The following is a 17,299-nucleotide window of genomic DNA, read 5'->3' on the forward strand; positions in this document are numbered from 1 at the left end:
ATGCTCAAGCACGCACTCGCACAAAACGGTTTGATCGCCATCCTGCGCGGTATCCGCCCGGACGAAGCCCAGGCCATCGGTCAGGTGTTGTACCAGGCCGGGTTTCGCGTCATTGAAGTCCCGCTCAACTCGCCGGACCCTTACACCAGCATCCGCACGCTGCGCGACAGCCTGCCCGCCGATTGCCTGATCGGTGCCGGCACGGTGCTGACGCCGGAACAGGTCGAGCAGGTGAAAGCTGCCGGTGGCCAGGTGATCGTCATGCCCCACAGTGACGCCAAGGTCTTGCGTGCCGCAAAAGCGGCAGGGCTGTTGTTGTCGCCGGGCGTTGCCACGCCTACCGAAGCCTTCGCCGCCCTGGCCGAAGGGGCCGATGTATTGAAACTGTTCCCCGCCGAGCAAATGGGCCCGGCGGTGATCAAGGCGTGGCTGGCGGTACTGCCGGCGGGCACGCTGCTGCTGCCGGTGGGCGGCATTACCCCGGACAACATGCAGGTGTTTATCGACGCCGGCGCCAAGGGGTTCGGGCTGGGTTCCGGGTTGTTCAAACCGGGTATGACAGTGGATCAGGTAGCGAGCCGCGCCCAGGCTTATGTCGCCGCCTGGAAAGCCCTGAGCTGAGATCAAGTCTTGCGCCCACAGGCGCCGCATCTATAAGAGAGATAACAGATGAAAATCACCAAACTGACGACCTTTATCGTCCCACCGCGCTGGTGCTTCCTGAAAGTCGAGACCGACCAGGGCGTGACCGGCTGGGGCGAACCCGTGGTCGAAGGCCGCGCCCACACGGTGGCGGCGGCGGTTGAAGAACTGTCCGACTACCTGATCGGCAAAGACCCACGCAACATCGAAGACATCTGGACCGTGCTCTACCGCGGTGGCTTCTACCGCGGCGGCGCCGTGCACATGAGCGCCCTCGCCGGCATCGACCAGGCGCTGTGGGACATCAAGGGCAAGGCCCTCGGCGTGTCGGTCAGCGACCTGCTCGGCGGCCAGGTGCGTGACAAGATCCGTGTGTATTCGTGGATCGGTGGCGACCGCCCGGCCGACACCGCCCGCGCGGCCAAAGAGGCCGTGGCCCGTGGCTTCACCGCAGTGAAAATGAACGGCACCGAAGAGCTGCAGTTCGTCGACAGCTTCGAAAAAGTCGACCTGGCCCTGGCCAACGTCGCCGCCGTACGTGACGCGGTGGGCCCGAACGTCGGCATCGGCGTCGACTTCCACGGCCGCGTGCACAAGCCTATGGCCAAAGTGCTGATGAAAGAGTTGGACCCGTACAAGCTGATGTTTATCGAAGAGCCGGTGCTCAGCGAAAACTACGAAGCGCTCAAGGAACTGGCGCCGCTGACCAGCACCCCGATTGCCCTCGGCGAACGCCTGTTCTCGCGTTGGGACTTCAAGCGCGTGCTCAGCGAAGGCTACGTCGACATCATCCAGCCGGATGCGTCCCACGCCGGCGGCATCACCGAAACCCGCAAGATCGCCAACATGGCCGAAGCCTACGACGTGGCCCTGGCCCTGCACTGCCCACTGGGCCCGATTGCCCTGGCGGCGTGCCTGCAACTGGACGCGGTTTGCTACAACGCGTTTATCCAGGAGCAAAGCCTGGGCATTCACTACAACGAGAGCAATGACCTGCTCGACTATGTGCGTGATCCGGGTGTGTTCGACTATGACCAGGGCTTCGTGAAGATCCCCAACGGGCCAGGCCTGGGCATCGAGATCAACGAGGAATATGTGATCGAACGCGCGGCCATCGGCCACCGCTGGCGCAACCCGATCTGGCGCCACGCCGACGGTAGCTTTGCCGAGTGGTGATATTTCACTGAAGAAATGCGGTTGAAAATGTGGGAGCGGGCTTGCTCGCGAATACGGTGTGTCAGTCAACACATCTGGGGCTGAACTACCGCATTCGCGAGCAAGCCCGCTCCCACATTTTGATCCGGTTTCTTCAGTCAGCTCCTTTCCAGACCTCAATAAACATAAGAAGAGGCAACCCCCTCATGCATCCTGAATCCTTCACCGGGCAGGCTTCTTTAGTCACGCCTACCAGAAAGCGTTTCTTCATCATGGTGCTGCTGTTCATCACCGTGGTGATCAACTACCTCGACCGCAGCAACCTGTCGATTGCCGCCCCCGCGCTGACCAGCGAACTGGGGATCGACCCGGTACACGTCGGCCTGATCTTTTCTGCGTTCGGCTGGACCTACGCCGCCATGCAGATCCCCGGCGGCTGGCTGGTAGATCGCGTGCCACCGCGCATTCTCTACACTGCCGCGCTGTTGTTGTGGTCCATCGCCACCGTGATGCTCGGCTTTGCCGCCAGCTTTATCGCGCTGTTCGTCTTGCGCATGGCGGTGGGCGCGCTGGAAGCCCCGGCCTACCCGATCAACAGCCGCGTGGTCACCACCTGGTTCCCCGAGCGCGAGCGCGCCACCGCGATTGGTTTCTACACCTCCGGGCAGTTTGTCGGGCTGGCGTTCCTGACGCCGGTGCTGGCGTGGCTGCAACACGCATTCGGCTGGCACATGGTGTTTGTGGTCACAGGTGGCGTGGGTATTTTGTGGGCGGCAATCTGGTACGCGGTGTACCGCGAGCCAAAGGATTTCAAAGGTGCCAACACCGCTGAAATCGAGCTGATCCGTGAAGGCGGCGGCCTGGTGGATATGCAGGAAAAAACCGCGAAGACGCCGTTCAGTTGGGTCGACCTGGGGATAGTGCTGAGCAAGCGCAAACTCTGGGGCATCTACCTGGGGCAGTTCTGCCTGAACTCCACGCTGTGGTTTTTCCTGACGTGGTTCCCGACCTACCTGGTGAAATATCGCGGCATGGACTTCATCAAGTCTGGCCTGCTCGCGTCGCTGCCGTTTCTCGCCGCATTTGTGGGGGTGTTGTGTTCCGGGATCTTTTCCGACTGGCTGATTCGCCGGGGCGCCTCGGTGGGCTTTGCGCGCAAGTTGCCGATCATTGGCGGGCTGCTGATTTCCACGGCGATCATCGGCGCCAACTATGTGGACTCGACGGCGTGGGTGATCGCGTTCCTGGCGCTGGCGTTCTTTGGTAATGGCTTGGCGTCGATCACCTGGTCGCTGGTCTCGACCCTGGCCCCGGCACGGCTGCTGGGCTTGACCGGTGGGGTGTTCAACTTCATCGGTAACCTGGCGGCGATTGCCACGCCGATCGTGATTGGCTTTTTGGCCAGTGGTGATTCGTTTGCGCCGGCGATTACCTACATTGCGGTGCTGGCGTTGCTTGGGGCGCTTTCCTACATATTGCTGGTGGGTAAGGTCGAGCGCATCGAGCTGTAAGAAAAACGGGCGACCTGGCGGTCGCCCGTTTCGTCTGGCTTACGGTACTGACATCTCGTTACGGAACACATTCAACGGGTCCCAACGCTGTTTGGTGCGCCGCAGACGGCTTTCGATCATAAGGTCAGGGAAGTAGATCTTGTACCACTGCGGGTTCGGCCCCTTGCTGGGGTCGCCGTCAATAAACAGCATGTCGCGGTCGGGGTAGTTGATGTAGCACCCCTGGAATTGCGCATTGACCGGAGCGCCGCCGTCATTGGCGAAGGCCGCGAAAAACAGCCCTTGAATCCATTGTGCGTGTGCCTGATCCGACGCGCTGCTGTCATCTCGCCAATAGCATTGGGGTTGCCACTTCAAGTACGACGAACGCTGTGCCACCGAGGACTCGCGGCGCACCGCGGCGTTGGCTTCATTGACTTGCCCGCCGAATGACTGGATCTGGATCAGGCTTTGGGTCAGCAGCTTATTCGGGTCATTGCGCGTCAGCGTATCCCAGATTGCCTGCAACACCGTTGGGGTAAAAATACCCATCTGATAAGCCGATTTATACCGGCCACGCTGGTTTGGCCCCGAACCGTTGAGGGTCTGCTGGCAGTGCAGCCAATCCATTTGGCGTGCCGCCGCCAGCGCCGTCGGCAGTGAGTTTATCGTGCGTCCTTTCGGGTTGCTGGGGGGCAGATGGGTGGTGGGCGATTGGCTAAGGCATTCGGTGGCGGGAATGCCGATGGCATTGAGCATGGTGCTCACGAAGTCCTCGAAGGCAGCCAGGTCATTCACCCCGCCATTCTTATCTACGTAATGAATATCCATCGTCATGTTGCCGGTGTTCTGGTGACGCATCTCCAACTTGGTCGCCAGGCCCCAGGTATCCGGGTTGCTTTGGTTGCGTGCAAACCAGTCTTGATACGCCGCCAGCAGGGCGTCGAGCCGAGGCTTGGTCAGCAGTGCCCAGTCCCACTCCAACACCAGCCAAAGAACCTCATTCGGCGCGTCAGGCAAATTTTCGAAGTAATAACTGGTGATGATTCCGAACTGCCCTCCGCCTGCGCCGCAACATGCGGCAAACAGATCCCGCTCGTCCTGATGGGTACTGTTGCGCGCGACATGCACCGGTAACAGGCCATTGCCTTGGGCGTTCGGCACCAGCATATCGACACCGCTCAACCAGTCGCACACCAGGCCATCCTTGCGCGACAACAACCCGTAGCCGCCGCCGCAAATATGCCCACCCAGCCCGACCGAATAACACGAACCACCGGGCAGGCTCTTGTTCGCCAGTTTGTACAGCGCGACGTAGGCATCCCAGTTCTGGCCGCCCGCCTCAAGGCGAAAGCTGTAGCGATGAGGCGAAGCTGGCACCAGGTCGGAGCCTATCTGCCCGTTGGCGTCGTACTGCACTTGGTTGATCTGGCTGATATCCAGAATCGACAGCACTTCATTCGGGTTGCCGGGCATTTTGTTGGCAACGAAGCCTTCGTAGCAGTGGCCGCCACTGCGCACGGTGATGCGGCCATTGGGCACGGCCAGCGCCTGGGCGGCAGCAGCGACGATGTCTTGGGGGCTGTGACAGAGGTAAATCAGGTTGGCGCCATTGGGCGAGGATTGGCCCTGCACGTTGCCCAACGGCCAGCGCAGGTTGAAGCCTTTTTGCAGGGTCGAGTGACGGCGGTCCGAGGCGGTGACGAGATCAAATGCCATGATGTACTCCAGGGAGCAGAGGATGACTTCTGATGCGGCTAACTTAACAACCGGATGGCAAGGAATGCGGGGCTTGCAGGGGTGGTTAGACGGCAATAGGCATGAAGTGAGTTAAGGGGGAGCGCAATGTTCACCCCCTCAAGCCTAGTGCAGGAACTGAAAGCGTTGCGCAATCAATTCAACACGCCATCCAGGATCTCGTAAACGATGCCTGTTCCTACGGCAATCAACACCACATCCGGCCCCGAACGGCGCCATTCGTAACCCTGGTACACCGGCAAGCGCGCCAGGGCACGGCTGTCCAGGCGTTCGCCGTAGTAGCCATGGGGCAGTGGCTTGCCGCGCTCCAGGCGCACATTGCGCGGTGGCGGTGCGCCACGGGAAAACTGGTCGTGATGGTCGCGGATCACCTGGCGTACCGGGCCGAAGTCCTGGGGCGGACCGCCGCGACGGTTGTCCTGCGGGCCGCGGTGGTCGTCGCCACGCTGCTGCTCGTGCTGGCCTCCACGGTCAGGTCCGCCCTGATCATTCGGCGCGGCCTGCACCAGGGCGCTGGCGCCAAGCACTAGCACGCCAAGGCCGGCAATCACGGATTTAGGCATTTTCATCGGGTATTCCTCAGGGCACACAAACAAAAAAGGGATCTCGAACGAGGTTCGAAATCCCTTGGTCTTGTCAGTTTAGGTACTGAGTTTTCAGTTTGATTCCTGTGTATCAGGAACTTTACCTACCACTTACGAGCCGCTTACTTACGCGCGTTACGGACGCCTTCCGACAATGCCGCGCACAGGCCGAGCACGCCGTCGATGGCTTGCTGATCATTTTTCGCAGTGGCGATGTGATCAATCAACGCCGAACCCACCACCACGCCGTCAGCCAAACGGGCGATCGCCGCTGCTTGTTCCGGGGTGCGGATACCGAAACCGATGCTGATCGGCAGGTCGGTATGCCGACGCAGGCGGGTCACGGCTTCTTCAACGTGTTCCAGGGTGGCGGCACCGGCACCGGTCACACCGGCCACCGACACGTAGTACACAAAGCCGGAGCTGCCATTGAGTACGGTCGGCAGGCGCACGTCATCGGTGGTCGGCGTGGTCAGGCGGATAAAGTCGATGCCTGCAGCCTGGGCCGGGTCGCACAGCTCGCCGTTATGCTCTGGCGGCATGTCGACCACGATCAGGCCGTCGACGCCCGCCTCTTTCGCATCGGCGATGAACTTCGGCACGCCGTATTTGTGGATCGGGTTGAAGTAGCCCATCAACACCAGCGGGGTGTCGCGGTTGTCCTTGCGGAACTCGCGGACCATTTGCAGGGTTTTCAGCAGGTTCTGCTTGGCTTGCAGCGCGCGGATGTTGGCCAGCTGGATCGCCGGGCCGTCGGCCATCGGGTCGGTGAAGGGCATGCCCAGCTCGATCACGTCGGCGCCAGCGGCAGGCAAGCCTTTGAGGATCGCCAGTGAGGTGTCGTAGCCAGGGTCGCCGGCGGTGACGAAGGTCACCAGGGCAGCGCGGTTTTGTTCTTTGAGTTGGGCAAAGCGGGTTTGCAGGCGGCTCATCAGTGTTTCTCCTGCTGCGACTGTTCCATGTGGTGCATCACGGTTTGCATGTCTTTGTCGCCACGGCCGGAAAGGTTAACCACCATCAGGTGATCTTTCGGCAGGGTCGGTGCGCGTTTGAACACTTCGGCCAGGGCGTGGGCGCTTTCCAGCGCAGGAATGATCCCTTCCAGGCGGCAGCATTTGTGGAAGGCGTCGAGGGCTTCAGCGTCAGTCACCGAGGTGTACTGGACGCGGCCGATGTCATGCAACCACGCGTGTTCCGGGCCGATGCCCGGGTAGTCGAGGCCGGCGGAGATCGAGTGAGCGTCGATGATCTGGCCGTCGTCGTCCTGCAACAGGAAGGTGCGGTTACCGTGCAATACGCCAGGTACACCGCCGTTGAGGCTGGCGGCGTGCTTGCCGGTTTCGATGCCGTGGCCGGCCGCTTCAACGCCGATGATTTCCACGCTCTTGTCGTCAAGGAATGGGTGGAACAGGCCCATGGCATTGGAGCCACCGCCGATGCACGCCACCAGGCTGTCCGGCAGGCGGCCTTCCTGGGCTTGCAGCTGGTCGCGGGTTTCTTTGCCGATCACGGCCTGGAAGTCGCGCACCATGGCGGGGTACGGGTGGGGGCCGGCCACGGTGCCGATCAGGTAGAAGGTGCTGTCGACGTTGGTTACCCAGTCACGCAGAGCTTCGTTCATGGCGTCTTTCAGGGTGCCGGTGCCGGCGACCACCGGGATCACTTCAGCCCCCAGCAGCTTCATGCGGAACACGTTGGCCTGCTGGCGCTCGATGTCGGTGGTGCCCATGTAGATCACGCATTGCAGGCCGAAGCGCGCCGCCACGGTGGCGGTGGCCACGCCGTGCATGCCCGCGCCGGTCTCGGCGATGATGCGTTTCTTGCCCATGCGCCGCGCGAGCAGGATCTGGCCGATGCAGTTGTTGATCTTGTGCGCGCCGGTGTGGTTCAGCTCTTCGCGCTTGAGGTAGATCTTGGCGCCGCCGCAGAATTCGGTCAGGCGTTCGGCGAAATACAGCGGGCTCGGACGGCCGACGTAGTCGCGCTGGAAGTAGGCCAATTCCTCGTTGAAAGCCGGATCGATCTTGGCCGCTTCGTATTCGCGGGCCAGGTCGAGGATCAACGGCATCAGGGTTTCAGCGACGTAACGGCCGCCGAACGCGCCAAACAGGCCGTTGGCGTCTGGGCCGTTGCGTAGGTCGGTCTGGGACTGAGTCATAGGACGCTCCAGGAAGGAATGGGTGTAGGAAACAATGACGGCCACTCTACCCCTGACGCAGTGGCCTGAAAACCGATAAGATCGCTGCAACATGTCAGGAAAACTCACATATGAGCCGCGACCTTCCGCCCCTTAACGCCCTGCGTGCGTTTGAAGCCACTGCGCGATTGAACAGCGTCAGCCAGGCAGCCGAGAGGTTGCATGTGACCCACGGCGCGGTCAGTCGCCAGTTGAAGGTGCTGGAAGAGCACTTGGGCGTGAGCCTGTTCGTCAAGGACGGGCGTGGCCTTAAACTCACAGATGCCGGTGTGCGCCTGCGCGATGCCAGTGCCGAGGCGTTCGAGCACTTGAGGGATGTGTGTGCAGAGTTGACCCAGGCCAGCGCCGACGCGCCGTTCGTGCTCGGTTGTTCAGGCAGTTTGCTGGCGCGCTGGTTGATTCCGCGCCTGGGCCGCCTGAATGCAGACCTGCCGGATCTGCGTCTGCACCTGTCGGCGGGTGACGGTGATCTTGACCCACGGCGTCCGGGCCTGGACGCCTTGCTGGTGTTCGCCGAACCACCGTGGCCGGCGGACATGCAAGTGTATGAACTGGCCAGCGAACGCATCGGCCCGGTGCTGAGCCCACGCTTTGCCGGCTACGAGCGGCTGCGGCATGCGCCCGCCTCGGCCTTGTGCGGCGAAGCGTTGCTGCACACGACTTCGCGCCCGCAAGCCTGGCCCAGTTGGGCACAGCAACACGGCATTGAGCCCGGCGCGTTGAAACACGGCCAGGGGTTTGAGCATTTGTATTATTTGCTGGAAGCAGCGGTGGCCGGGTTGGGCGTGGCGATTGCGCCGCAGCCGCTGGTGGCCGAGGATTTGCGCGCGGGTCGCCTGGTGGCGCCGTGGGGTTTCAGCGAAACCCCGGCGCACCTGGCGTTGTGGCTGCCCAAACGCGCCGCAGACGGGCGCGCCGGGAGACTGGCGCAGTGGCTCAAGGCTGAGCTTGAGCACCCGCCGGTTTAGTCACCGCGTTTGCACAGCAAGTAAGCAGCCAGCAGACCCAATGCACCTACCGCCACACCGGCTGTAGTCCATGGGTGCTCCTGCGCGTAGTCCCGGGTTGCAACACCGGTTTCGCGGATTTTCACTTTGCTTTCTTCGTAGGCATCGCTGATCAGGTGACGGGAATGCTTGAGGGCATTCTCGGCGTTGCTTTTCAGGGCCTTCAAGGTCTTGCGCGACTCGTCGGACGCGTCGTCCTTGAGGCTTTCCAGAGACTTGAGCAGGCTCGAAATCTCGGCTTCCATGCTTTCCAGCGACGCTTTGCGTAAAGAAGTGTTGGCCATGTGGATTCTCCTGAAGTGATTGAGTGGCGTGTGTAGATACCGACTCCAGCGCTTTCAGAAAGTGCAGTAAATCTGAACTTTCGCGTAGGAACGGTCGCCAGAAGCAGTATGAACATTGACTGCTAGGCTTTATTGACGACCCTCAGGAGAAACACCATGTCTGATCATCACACCTACAAAAAAGTGGAATTGGTGGGCTCGTCCACCTCCAGCATCGAAGACGCCATCAACAATGCGCTGGCCGAGGCCAACAAGAGCATCAAGCACCTGGAGTGGTTCGAGGTGGTCGATACCCGTGGGCATATCAAGGATGGCAAGGCCGCGCACTTTCAGGTCACGCTCAAGGTGGGGTTCCGAATCGCCAGTAGTTGATCGCCGCGGTTGAACTTGCCGACTGGCCGATTGCCATAACCTGCGCTACAACCAATGGGTGCCGACGCCATGCGCGTCGGCACGCTCTTTTTGAACAGCGCAAGGAAGGTAACGGATGAAGAAGTTTCTGCTAGCGGTAGGTTTGTTGAGCATTGCGGGTACGGCCCTGGCAGCGGGCAAGCCTTGTGACGAGCTGAAGAGCGAGATTGCAGCGAAACTGGATGCCAAGGGCGTTGCGCACTATTCCCTGGACGTTGTGGAGAAAGGTGCTGCGGGCGACGCCAAAGTAGTTGGCTCGTGTGAAGCCGGCACCAAGGAAATCGTCTACAAACGCGGTTGACCCCGTGTTGCCGGCACCTGTGGCGAGGGAGCAAGCTCCCTCGCCATAAGTGCGTTCTTCAGCCCTTCATCAACTGCGCCAGCAGTTCGTAGGAATGAATCCGGTCGGCGTGTTCGTACAGGTCGCAGGTAAAGATCAACTCGTCTGCACCGGTTTGTTCGATCAGCACTTCCAGTTTGGCGCGGATTTTTGCCGGGCTGCCGACCATCGCCAGGCCGAGGAAGCTGCCGACGGCATCTTTTTCATGGGGTAGCCACAGGCCGTCCATGCTGTTCACGGGTGGGCGCTGCACCAGGCTTTGCCCGCGCATCAGCGCGAGGATGCGCTGGTACACCGAGGTGGCCAGATAGTCGGCTTGCTCATCGGTGTCCGCCGCCACCAGCGGAATGCCGAGCATCACGTACGGTTTATCCAAGACGGCTGAAGGCTTGAAGTGATTGCGGTAGACGCGAATCGCCTCGTGCATCAAACGCGGTGCGAAATGGGAGGCGAAGGCGTAGGGCAAACCGCGCTCACCAGCCAGTTGTGCACTGAACAGGCTGGAACCGAGCAGCCACACCGGCACATTGGTGCCGGTGCCGGGTACGGCGATGATGCGTTGGTCCGGGGTGCGCGGGCCGAGGTACGCCATCAGTTCGGCGACGTCCTCGGGGAACTCGTCGGCGCTGCCGGAGCGTTCACGGCGCAGGGCGCGGGCGGTCATCTGGTCGGAGCCGGGCGCGCGGCCCAGGCCCAGGTCGATACGGCCGGGGTAGAGGCTTTCCAGGGTGCCGAACTGCTCGGCAATCACCAGCGGCGCGTGGTTGGGCAGCATCACGCCGCCAGAGCCGACGCGAATCGTCGAGGTGCCGCCGGCCAGGTAGCCGAGCAACACCGAGGTGGCCGAGCTGGCGATGCCGTCCATATTGTGGTGTTCCGCCACCCAGAAACGGTTGTAGCCGAACTTTTCCACGTGCTGGGCCAGGTCCAGGGAATTGCGCAACGACTGCGCCGGGCTGCCGTTGGCCCGCACGGGCACGAGGTCGAGGGTCGAGAATTTCACGTCGGACAGCGATTTCATAAGCCTGCTTCTCCAAGGGGGCGCGCAGGCTGTGTAGACGAACCAAGACCTGGCGCTTCATGTGCATGTTCTATGCAATGAGGGCATATACCCGAGATTCAATAGCGCGGCAGGAAATTTCCTACTTAATTGCTAGGTTTCTCCGACAGGATGAACTTTGCCTGTCCGACTATCCTCAGAACCCTTACTGACGCAAAACCATCGTTCGAGGAGACCGCTATGAGTATCGTGAAAAAAGCATCCGCACATTGGGAAGGTGATTTGAAGACGGGCCTGGGTTCCATTTCCACGGAAACCGGTGTACTGCGCGAAGCGCCCTACGGCTTCAAGGCGCGTTTTGAAGGTGGCAAGGGCACCAATCCGGAAGAGCTGATCGGCGCGGCCCACGCCGGATGTTTCTCCATGGCGTTCTCCATGATTCTCGGCGATGCCGGGCTCAAGGCTGACAGCATCGACACCCAGGCTGAAGTGACCCTCGATCAAGTCGATGGCGGCTTTGCGATCACGGCGGTGCATCTGATCCTCAAGGCCAAGATCCCGGGCGCGAGCCAGGCGCAGTTCGAAGAACTGAGCAAAAAGGCCAAGGAAGGCTGCCCGGTGTCCAAGGTACTGAATGCGAAAATCAGCCTGGATGCGACGCTGGTTAGCTGACACCGCAGGTCAAAAAATGTGGGAGCGGGCTTGCTCGCGAAGGCGCAGTGTCAGTCACCGAATGTGTTTCTGATACCGCGCCTTCGCGAGCAGGCCCGTTTCCATATTGGTTTTGCGTTAAATCAGAACCTGCGTGGGCAAACTATGGTCCTATAGCCATTGCAGCCTAGGCGCACACCCGTGCGCAGTGCATTCAGGGAGCTTCACACATGAAACGTTTTGCTTTGGCGATCATCTGCGGTGTGTTGGCCACTTCGGCCGTGGCCGCCCCCAAAGATTGTGAAGAGCTCAGGAAAGAGATCGAGATCAAGATCCAGGCGAACGCCGTGCCGTCCTACACCTTGGAGATCGTGACCAAGGAAGAAGCCGACAAGCACGATGTAGCCATGGTCGTCGGCAGCTGTGAGAACGGCACCAAGGCCATCATCTACCAGAAGAACAACGACTGATCAGAGGCAGTTGACGCTGCGCTCCTCGGCCAGCAGCTTGCGCGCGGCGTTGTACAGCCGGATGTTCGGGGTGTACGCCAGCGAGCGCCCTTCCAGCACATAGCGTTGGCCTGCCTGGAAGTGGTCGTACTGCAACGTTATGAAGCAGGTGCGCTCGGCAGTCTGCCCCAACCCGCCGAAACCGCCGCCAGTCGGCACCTCGAAATCAAAACGCACCATCAGTTCGTGGCGCCCGGGTGGCACTTGGAAGAAGCGCCCATCGTTGAGGTTTTTGCCGTCCAGGCGCTGTGCCATGAGCAGTTTGGCGCCCGGTGTCGGGGTGGTGAAATCGACCCAGGCCTGTTGCGGATCGACTGCCGGTAACGGCGTCGAGGTGCAGGCGCTGAGCAGCAGGACGGCGACGGGAAGCAAGAGCTGACGCATGGCGGGCACTCAATGAAAGAAATGAATTGAGCCTGACGCTGCAGACTCCCCATGAGTATAAACACCGCAGGCCATGGAAAAATTCCGTGCCGGCGCGATAGTCTTGCGAGCAAATCACCCAGGAGCGGTTGGGGCATGGTCAGGCGTTTTCTTCCGGGGTTGATGGTGCTGCTGCTCAGCGGCTGCTCAAGTGTCAGCTATTACGGCCAGTTGGCTAGCGGCCAGTGGCAATTGCTGCGCGCTCGCGAGCCGGTTTCCGCGGTCATTGCCGACCCCTCTCGCCCCCAACTGCTGCGTGAACACCTGGCGCAAGCGCAAAAGGCGCGGACCTTTGCCAGCGAACAACTGCATTTGCCTGACAACCAGAGCTACAGGTTGTACGCCGACATTGGCCGGCCCTATGTGGTGTGGAATGTCTTCGCCACGACAGAATTTTCCCTGTCGCCTGAAACCCACTGCTTTCCCATCGCCGGTTGCGTCGCCTATCGCGGCTACTACAACCAGGGCGCTGCACGGGGTGAAGCGGCGTTGTTGCGCCAGCGAGGCATGGACGTGTCGATTGGCGGCGTCGAGGCCTACTCGACCCTGGGCTGGTTCAACGACCCGATCCTGAATTCGATGATGAACTGGGGTGACGAGCGCCTGGCCACGCTGATCTTTCATGAGCTGGCGCACCAGCGTTTCTATGTGAAGGACGACACCGAATTCAACGAGTCATTTGCCAACTTCGTCGAGCAGGAAGGCACGCGCCAGTGGCGGGCCGCACGGGGGCTGGCGCCGCTCGGCGATGGGGCGTTGCAGCAACGTGACCAGTTTATCCGGCTGATTCTCGATACTCGCCAGCGTCTGGAAAAGCTCTACGCCCAACCGCTGTCGAAGGAGGCGATGCGGGCGGCCAAAGCGCTTGAGTTTGAGCGCTTGCGCAGCGATTACCGGCAGATGCGTGACAGCCAGTGGGCGGGCGACAAGCGTTATGACGCCTGGATCAACCAGCCGATGAACAATGCGCGGCTGTTGCCATTCGGGCTGTATGACCAGTGGGTGCCGGCGTTTGCGGCGTTGTTTCGGCAAGAAGGTGGGGATTGGCTGAGGTTTTATGCGGCGGTGGAGAGGATGGGGGCGTTGCCGGTGGAGCAGCGCAAGGTGGCGTTGAGGCAGTTGGAGATGGAGGGGCTTTAGGGCCTCATCGCGGGCAAGCCCGCTCCCACATTTTGATGTGTGAATACAGTCGGATGTGGGCGCTGGTTTGCCTGCGATGGCGGTTTCAAGGCTGCTGCAAAAACGCCTGATGCATCTCGGCCAACGTCTCGAAGTGCCAAGTCGGCGCCTCGGCATGCAACTCTTCAAAGCTGCCAAATCCATAGCCTACCGCCGCCGAATCCAGCCCGTTGCTACGCGCACCGATCAGGTCGTGCTTGCGGTCACCAATCATCAGGGTGGTCGCCGGGTCCAGGCTTTCTTCGCGCATCAAATGGGCAATCAGCTCGACTTTGTTCGTGCGCGTACCGTCCAGCTCGCTGCCGTACATCACCTTGAAGTGCTTGGCAAAGTCGAAATGCCGGGCGATCTCGCGGGCGAATTCCCACGGCTTGGAGGTAGCCACGTACAACTGGCGGCCCTGGCTGTTCAATTCTTCCAGCAACGGCATCACCCCGTCGAACACGCGGTTTTCATATAGGCCGGTGACTTTGAAGCGCTCGCGATAGAAGTTCACCGCTTCCCAGGCCTTGGCTTCGTCGAAACCGTAGAACTGCATGAAGGCTTGCAGCAATGGCGGGCCGATAAAGTGTTCGAGCCTGGTCAGGTCCGGCTCGTCGATACCGAGCTTGGCGAGGGCGTACTGGATCGAACGGGTAATGCCCTCACGCGGGTCGGTGAGGGTGCCATCCAGGTCGAACAGTACGGTTGGGTAATGCAGGGTCATTGATCGAATCCTTCAGCCAGGTGCAGGTCTTTGAGCTTCACGTAGTTCGCCGCACTGTAGGTGAAAAACGCGCGTTCCTTGTCAGTCAGTGGGCGGATTTGTTTAACCGGGCTGCCCACATACAAAAAGCCGCTTTGCAGTTTCTTGCCTGGCGGCACCAGGCTACCGGCGCCGATGATCACGTCATCCTCCACCACAGCACCGTCCATCACGATGCTGCCCATGCCGATCAGGACCCGGCTGCCCACCGTGCAGCCATGCAGCATGACCTTGTGGGCGATGGTCACGTCATCGCCGATCAGCAGCGGAAAACCGTCCGGGTTGAAAGGCCCGGCGTGGGTGATGTGCAACACGCAGCCGTCCTGCACGCTGGTGCGCGCACCGATGCGGATGCGGTGCATGTCGCCACGGATCACGGTCAGTGGCCATACGGAGCTGTCGGTGCCGATTTCGACATCGCCGATCACCACCGCCGAAATATCGACAAAAGCCCCGGCGCCCAGGGCTGGCGTGTGGTTCTGATAGGTGCGAAGGGTCACGATAGCTTCTCTCTCTTCTGCTGATAGCTGCGGTGGGCGTTGATTGTAATTAAGATGGCCCCATCTTTGTTCTTACATGTCTTCAGCCAAGGTACCCACCGTGAGCGCGAACAACCCTCTTCTGCAGCCCTACGACCTGCCGCCGTTCTCGGCGATCCGTGCCGAGCACGTACAGCCGGCCATCGAACAGATCCTCGCCGACAACCGTGTCGCCATCGAAGGCATCCTGCAAAGCCAGGGGAAAAATCCTACGTGGGCCGGGTTGGTCTTGGCCATGGACGAACTGAATGACCGCCTGGGCGCCGCCTGGAGCCCGGTCAGCCACCTCAACGCCGTGTGCAACAGCGCTGAACTGCGCGAAGCCTACGAAGGCTGCCTGCCGGCGTTGAGCGCCTACTCCACCGAGATGGGCCAGAACCGCGAGCTGTTCCAGGCTTTCGAAGCCCTGGCCAACAGCCCGGAAGCGGCCGGTTTCGACGTTGCGCAAAAAACTATCCTGGAACACTCCCTGCGCGACTTCCGCCTGTCGGGTATCGATTTGCCGCCGGAGCAGCAAAAACGCTACGCCGAAGTGCAGAGCAAGCTTTCCGAGCTGGGCAGCAAGTTCTCCAACCAACTGCTGGACGCGACCCAGGCCTGGACCAAACACGTTACCGATGAAGCCACCCTCGCCGGCCTGACCGACTCGGCCAAGGCGCAGATGGCTGCCGCTGCCCAGGCCAAAGGCCTCGATGGCTGGCTGATCACCCTGGAATTTCCGAGCTACTACGCGGTAATGACCTACGCCCAGGACCGCGCCCTGCGTGAAGAGGTCTACGCGGCCTACTGCACCCGTGCGTCAGACCAAGGCCCGAATGCCGGTCAGAATGACAACGGCCCGGTGATGGAAGAAATCCTCGACCTGCGTCAGGAGCTTGCTCAACTCTTGGGCTACGCCTCGTTCTCCGAACTGAGCCTGGCCACCAAGATGGCCGAGTCCAGCGACCAGGTGCTGAGCTTCCTGCGTGACCTGGCCAAGCGCAGCAAGCCGTTTGCCGCCCAGGACCTGCAACAGCTCAAGGCCTATGCTGCCGAGCAAGGCTGTGCCGACCTGCAAAGCTGGGACAGCGGTTTCTACGGCGAAAAACTCCGTGAGCAGCGTTACAGCGTGTCCCAGGAAGCGCTGCGCGCCTACTTCCCGATCGACAAGGTGCTGGGCGGCCTGTTCGCCATCGTGCAACGCCTGTACGGCATCGAGATCGCCGAACTGAAGGGCTTCGACACCTGGCACCCGGATGTGCGCCTGTTTGAAATCAAGGAAAACGGCCAGCACGTTGGCCGCTTCTTCTTTGACCTGTACGCCCGCGCCAACAAGCGTGGCGGTGCCTGGATGGACGGCGCGCGCGACCGTCGCCGCAAGATCGACGGCGTGCTGCAAAGCCCGGTGGCCAACCTGGTGTGCAACTTCACCCCGGCCGACAGTGGCAAGCCTGCCCTGCTGACTCACGATGAAGTGACTACGCTGTTCCACGAATTCGGCCACGGCCTGCATCACCTGTTGACCCGCGTCGAGCACGCTGGCGTGTCCGGCATCAACGGCGTGGCCTGGGATGCGGTGGAGTTGCCAAGCCAGTTCATGGAGAACTGGTGCTGGGAGCCGGAAGGCCTGGCGCTGATCTCCGGTCACTATGAGAGCGGTGAGCCGCTGCCCCAGGACCTGCTGGAAAAAATGCTCGCGGCGAAAAACTTCCAGTCCGGCCTGATGATGGTGCGCCAGTTGGAGTTCTCGCTGTTTGACTTCGAGCTGCACGCCACCCACGGCGACGGCCGCAGTGTGGCCCAGGTGCTCGAAGGCGTGCGCGATGAGGTGTCGGTGATGCGTCCGCCTGCCTACAACCGTTTTCCGAACAGCTTTGCGCACATTTTCGCCGGTGGTTATGCGGCTGGGTACTACAGCTACAAGTGGGCCGAAGTGCTCTCCGCCGATGCCTTCTCCAAGTTCGAAGAAGACGGCGTGCTGAATGCCGAAACCGGCCGCGCATTCCGTGAGGCGATCCTGGCACGCGGTGGCTCCCAGGCGCCGATGGTGCTGTTCGTCGACTTCCGCGGACGTGCACCGTCGATTGACGCACTCTTGCGCCACAGCGGCCTGAGTGAGGGCGCGGCAGCATGAGTGAAGGACCTGTGGTGACCAAAAAGCAATTTATCGCCGGCGCGGTCTGCCCGGCGTGCAGCGAGCCGGACAAGTTGAAGATGTGGACTGAAGACAGCGTGCCGCACCGTGAGTGTGTGGCCTGCGGTTATACCGACACGCTCAATGATCAGGGTCTGTCGGTACCCAAGGAATTGGGCACGCGGGTGAATACCTCGGCGCTGAAGGCGCCGGACCCGAAGGTGCAGGCGGTACAGTTTTTTCCTAACCCGAAACTGAAAAAAGACTGACGC

General features: G+C 61.1%; 20 protein-coding genes. 11 read left to right on the forward strand and 9 right to left on the reverse strand.

What is annotated here, in order from left to right; genetic code table 11:
* From IB241_RS09580 to IB241_RS09590, 3 genes are all read left to right on the forward strand, one after another.
* Complete coding sequence (locus IB241_RS09580) at window positions 1-621, forward strand: 2-dehydro-3-deoxy-6-phosphogalactonate aldolase (protein ID WP_192298159.1); 621 nt, start codon at window positions 1-3, stop codon at window positions 619-621.
* Between the two features lie 48 nt (window positions 622-669).
* A complete protein-coding gene (gene dgoD, locus IB241_RS09585) occupies window positions 670-1,818 on the forward strand; it encodes a galactonate dehydratase (RefSeq protein ID WP_003170741.1) in 1,149 nt (382 codons plus the stop codon).
* 185 nt (window positions 1,819-2,003) lie between these two features.
* A complete protein-coding gene (locus tag IB241_RS09590; protein ID WP_192298160.1) occupies window positions 2,004-3,308 on the forward strand; it encodes an MFS transporter in 1,305 nt (434 codons plus the stop codon).
* Between the two features lie 39 nt (window positions 3,309-3,347).
* Here the strand turns inward: IB241_RS09590 and IB241_RS09595 are convergent, their stop codons facing one another.
* The 4 genes from IB241_RS09595 to trpB form a co-directional block, all read right to left on the reverse strand.
* The gene (locus tag IB241_RS09595; RefSeq protein ID WP_192298161.1) at window positions 3,348-5,006 is read right to left on the reverse strand and encodes a BBE domain-containing protein; all 1,659 of its coding nucleotides are present in this window, start codon (window positions 5,004-5,006) and stop codon (window positions 3,348-3,350) included.
* Window positions 5,007-5,179: 173 nt separating this feature from the next.
* A complete protein-coding gene (locus IB241_RS09600; protein ID WP_192298162.1) occupies window positions 5,180-5,614 on the reverse strand; it encodes an anti-virulence regulator CigR family protein in 435 nt (144 codons plus the stop codon).
* 137 nt (window positions 5,615-5,751) lie between these two features.
* On the reverse strand, window positions 5,752-6,561 hold the full coding sequence (gene trpA / locus IB241_RS09605; protein ID WP_192298163.1) for a tryptophan synthase subunit alpha: 810 nt from the start codon (window positions 6,559-6,561) through the stop codon (window positions 5,752-5,754).
* Complete coding sequence (gene trpB, locus IB241_RS09610; RefSeq protein WP_192298164.1) at window positions 6,561-7,787, reverse strand: tryptophan synthase subunit beta; 1,227 nt, start codon at window positions 7,785-7,787, stop codon at window positions 6,561-6,563. The genes trpA and trpB overlap by 1 nt, the downstream gene beginning before the upstream one ends.
* 110 nt (window positions 7,788-7,897) lie before the next feature.
* On the opposite strand from trpB, the gene IB241_RS09615 reads away from it, so the two are divergent.
* Window positions 7,898-8,794, forward strand: a complete 897-nt coding sequence (locus IB241_RS09615) for a LysR family transcriptional regulator (protein ID WP_192298165.1) — start codon at window positions 7,898-7,900, stop codon at window positions 8,792-8,794.
* Here the strand turns inward: IB241_RS09615 and IB241_RS09620 are convergent.
* Window positions 8,791-9,117 carry a DUF883 family protein gene (locus tag IB241_RS09620; protein WP_003170746.1) on the reverse strand — a complete coding sequence of 109 codons (327 nt, stop codon included), beginning with the start codon at window positions 9,115-9,117 and terminating at the stop codon, window positions 8,791-8,793. The genes IB241_RS09615 and IB241_RS09620 overlap by 4 nt on opposite strands.
* A gap of 156 nt (window positions 9,118-9,273) precedes the next feature.
* Between IB241_RS09620 and IB241_RS09625 the strand changes: the two genes are divergently transcribed.
* Both IB241_RS09625 and IB241_RS09630 read left to right on the forward strand, forming a co-directional pair.
* Window positions 9,274-9,489 (forward strand): dodecin, encoded by a 216-nt coding sequence (locus IB241_RS09625; RefSeq protein ID WP_003220389.1) that lies wholly within the window; start codon window positions 9,274-9,276, stop codon window positions 9,487-9,489.
* 115 nt (window positions 9,490-9,604) lie between these two features.
* On the forward strand, window positions 9,605-9,829 hold the full coding sequence (locus IB241_RS09630) for a DUF1161 domain-containing protein (protein ID WP_192298166.1): 225 nt from the start codon (window positions 9,605-9,607) through the stop codon (window positions 9,827-9,829).
* 58 nt (window positions 9,830-9,887) lie between these two features.
* On the opposite strand, the gene IB241_RS09635 is transcribed toward IB241_RS09630, so the two are convergent.
* Window positions 9,888-10,889, reverse strand: coding sequence for an LLM class flavin-dependent oxidoreductase (locus tag IB241_RS09635; protein ID WP_192298167.1), 1,002 nt, complete (start codon window positions 10,887-10,889; stop codon window positions 9,888-9,890).
* 219 nt (window positions 10,890-11,108) lie between these two features.
* On the opposite strand from IB241_RS09635, the gene IB241_RS09640 reads away from it, so the two are divergent.
* Together IB241_RS09640 and IB241_RS09645 are read left to right on the forward strand one after the other, a co-directional pair.
* The gene (locus tag IB241_RS09640; protein ID WP_192298168.1) at window positions 11,109-11,540 is read left to right on the forward strand and encodes an OsmC family protein; all 432 of its coding nucleotides are present in this window, start codon (window positions 11,109-11,111) and stop codon (window positions 11,538-11,540) included.
* Window positions 11,541-11,749: 209 nt separating this feature from the next.
* Window positions 11,750-11,989: a DUF1161 domain-containing protein gene (locus tag IB241_RS09645; RefSeq protein ID WP_192298169.1), complete on the forward strand. Its 240-nt coding sequence runs from the start codon at window positions 11,750-11,752 to the stop codon at window positions 11,987-11,989.
* Here the strand turns inward: IB241_RS09645 and IB241_RS09650 are convergent, their stop codons facing one another.
* Window positions 11,990-12,412 (reverse strand): hypothetical protein, encoded by a 423-nt coding sequence (locus tag IB241_RS09650; RefSeq protein ID WP_192298170.1) that lies wholly within the window; start codon window positions 12,410-12,412, stop codon window positions 11,990-11,992.
* Window positions 12,413-12,547: 135 nt separating this feature from the next.
* Between IB241_RS09650 and IB241_RS09655 the strand changes: the two genes are divergently transcribed.
* Complete coding sequence (locus IB241_RS09655; RefSeq protein ID WP_192298171.1) at window positions 12,548-13,591, forward strand: aminopeptidase; 1,044 nt, start codon at window positions 12,548-12,550, stop codon at window positions 13,589-13,591.
* Window positions 13,592-13,676: 85 nt separating this feature from the next.
* Here IB241_RS09655 and IB241_RS09660 read toward each other — a convergent pair whose 3' ends face one another.
* On the reverse strand, window positions 13,677-14,336 hold the full coding sequence (locus IB241_RS09660) for an HAD family hydrolase (RefSeq protein ID WP_192298172.1): 660 nt from the start codon (window positions 14,334-14,336) through the stop codon (window positions 13,677-13,679).
* On the reverse strand, window positions 14,333-14,875 hold the full coding sequence (locus IB241_RS09665) for a gamma carbonic anhydrase family protein (protein WP_192298173.1): 543 nt from the start codon (window positions 14,873-14,875) through the stop codon (window positions 14,333-14,335). Before IB241_RS09665 ends, IB241_RS09660 begins: the two co-directional genes overlap by 4 nt.
* 76 nt (window positions 14,876-14,951) lie before the next feature.
* Between IB241_RS09665 and prlC the strand changes: the two genes are divergently transcribed.
* Both prlC and IB241_RS09675 read left to right on the forward strand, forming a co-directional pair.
* Window positions 14,952-17,027 (forward strand): oligopeptidase A, encoded by a 2,076-nt coding sequence (prlC, locus tag IB241_RS09670; protein WP_192298174.1) that lies wholly within the window; start codon window positions 14,952-14,954, stop codon window positions 17,025-17,027.
* On the forward strand, window positions 17,024-17,296 hold the full coding sequence (locus IB241_RS09675; protein WP_192298175.1) for a YheV family putative zinc ribbon protein: 273 nt from the start codon (window positions 17,024-17,026) through the stop codon (window positions 17,294-17,296). Before prlC ends, IB241_RS09675 begins: the two co-directional genes overlap by 4 nt.
* Window positions 17,297-17,299 lie beyond the last annotated feature (3 nt).

The organism is Pseudomonas sp. PDM05 (genome assembly GCF_014851685.1).
Classification (GTDB): Bacteria; Pseudomonadota; Gammaproteobacteria; order Pseudomonadales; family Pseudomonadaceae; genus Aquipseudomonas.

What these genes read in the sequence shown, in the direction of transcription:
- IB241_RS09580 (WP_192298159.1), top strand. Translation starts at nt 1, where the DNA reads ATGCTCAAGCACGCACTCGCACAAAACGGTTTGATCGCCATCCTGCGC.
- dgoD (WP_003170741.1), top strand. Translation starts at nt 670, where the DNA reads ATGAAAATCACCAAACTGACGACCTTTATCGTCCCACCGCGCTGGTGC.
- IB241_RS09590 (WP_192298160.1), top strand. Translation starts at nt 2,004, where the DNA reads ATGCATCCTGAATCCTTCACCGGGCAGGCTTCTTTAGTCACGCCTACC.
- IB241_RS09595 (WP_192298161.1), bottom strand. Translation starts at nt 5,006, where the DNA reads ATGGCATTTGATCTCGTCACCGCCTCGGACCGCCGTCACTCGACCCTG.
- IB241_RS09600 (WP_192298162.1), bottom strand. Translation starts at nt 5,614, where the DNA reads ATGAAAATGCCTAAATCCGTGATTGCCGGCCTTGGCGTGCTAGTGCTT.
- trpA (WP_192298163.1), bottom strand. Translation starts at nt 6,561, where the DNA reads ATGAGCCGCCTGCAAACCCGCTTTGCCCAACTCAAAGAACAAAACCGC.
- trpB (WP_192298164.1), bottom strand. Translation starts at nt 7,787, where the DNA reads ATGACTCAGTCCCAGACCGACCTACGCAACGGCCCAGACGCCAACGGC.
- IB241_RS09615 (WP_192298165.1), top strand. Translation starts at nt 7,898, where the DNA reads ATGAGCCGCGACCTTCCGCCCCTTAACGCCCTGCGTGCGTTTGAAGCC.
- IB241_RS09620 (WP_003170746.1), bottom strand. Translation starts at nt 9,117, where the DNA reads ATGGCCAACACTTCTTTACGCAAAGCGTCGCTGGAAAGCATGGAAGCC.
- IB241_RS09625 (WP_003220389.1), top strand. Translation starts at nt 9,274, where the DNA reads ATGTCTGATCATCACACCTACAAAAAAGTGGAATTGGTGGGCTCGTCC.
- IB241_RS09630 (WP_192298166.1), top strand. Translation starts at nt 9,605, where the DNA reads ATGAAGAAGTTTCTGCTAGCGGTAGGTTTGTTGAGCATTGCGGGTACG.
- IB241_RS09635 (WP_192298167.1), bottom strand. Translation starts at nt 10,889, where the DNA reads ATGAAATCGCTGTCCGACGTGAAATTCTCGACCCTCGACCTCGTGCCC.
- IB241_RS09640 (WP_192298168.1), top strand. Translation starts at nt 11,109, where the DNA reads ATGAGTATCGTGAAAAAAGCATCCGCACATTGGGAAGGTGATTTGAAG.
- IB241_RS09645 (WP_192298169.1), top strand. Translation starts at nt 11,750, where the DNA reads ATGAAACGTTTTGCTTTGGCGATCATCTGCGGTGTGTTGGCCACTTCG.
- IB241_RS09650 (WP_192298170.1), bottom strand. Translation starts at nt 12,412, where the DNA reads ATGCGTCAGCTCTTGCTTCCCGTCGCCGTCCTGCTGCTCAGCGCCTGC.
- IB241_RS09655 (WP_192298171.1), top strand. Translation starts at nt 12,548, where the DNA reads ATGGTCAGGCGTTTTCTTCCGGGGTTGATGGTGCTGCTGCTCAGCGGC.
- IB241_RS09660 (WP_192298172.1), bottom strand. Translation starts at nt 14,336, where the DNA reads ATGACCCTGCATTACCCAACCGTACTGTTCGACCTGGATGGCACCCTC.
- prlC (WP_192298174.1), top strand. Translation starts at nt 14,952, where the DNA reads ATGTCTTCAGCCAAGGTACCCACCGTGAGCGCGAACAACCCTCTTCTG.
- IB241_RS09675 (WP_192298175.1), top strand. Translation starts at nt 17,024, where the DNA reads ATGAGTGAAGGACCTGTGGTGACCAAAAAGCAATTTATCGCCGGCGCG.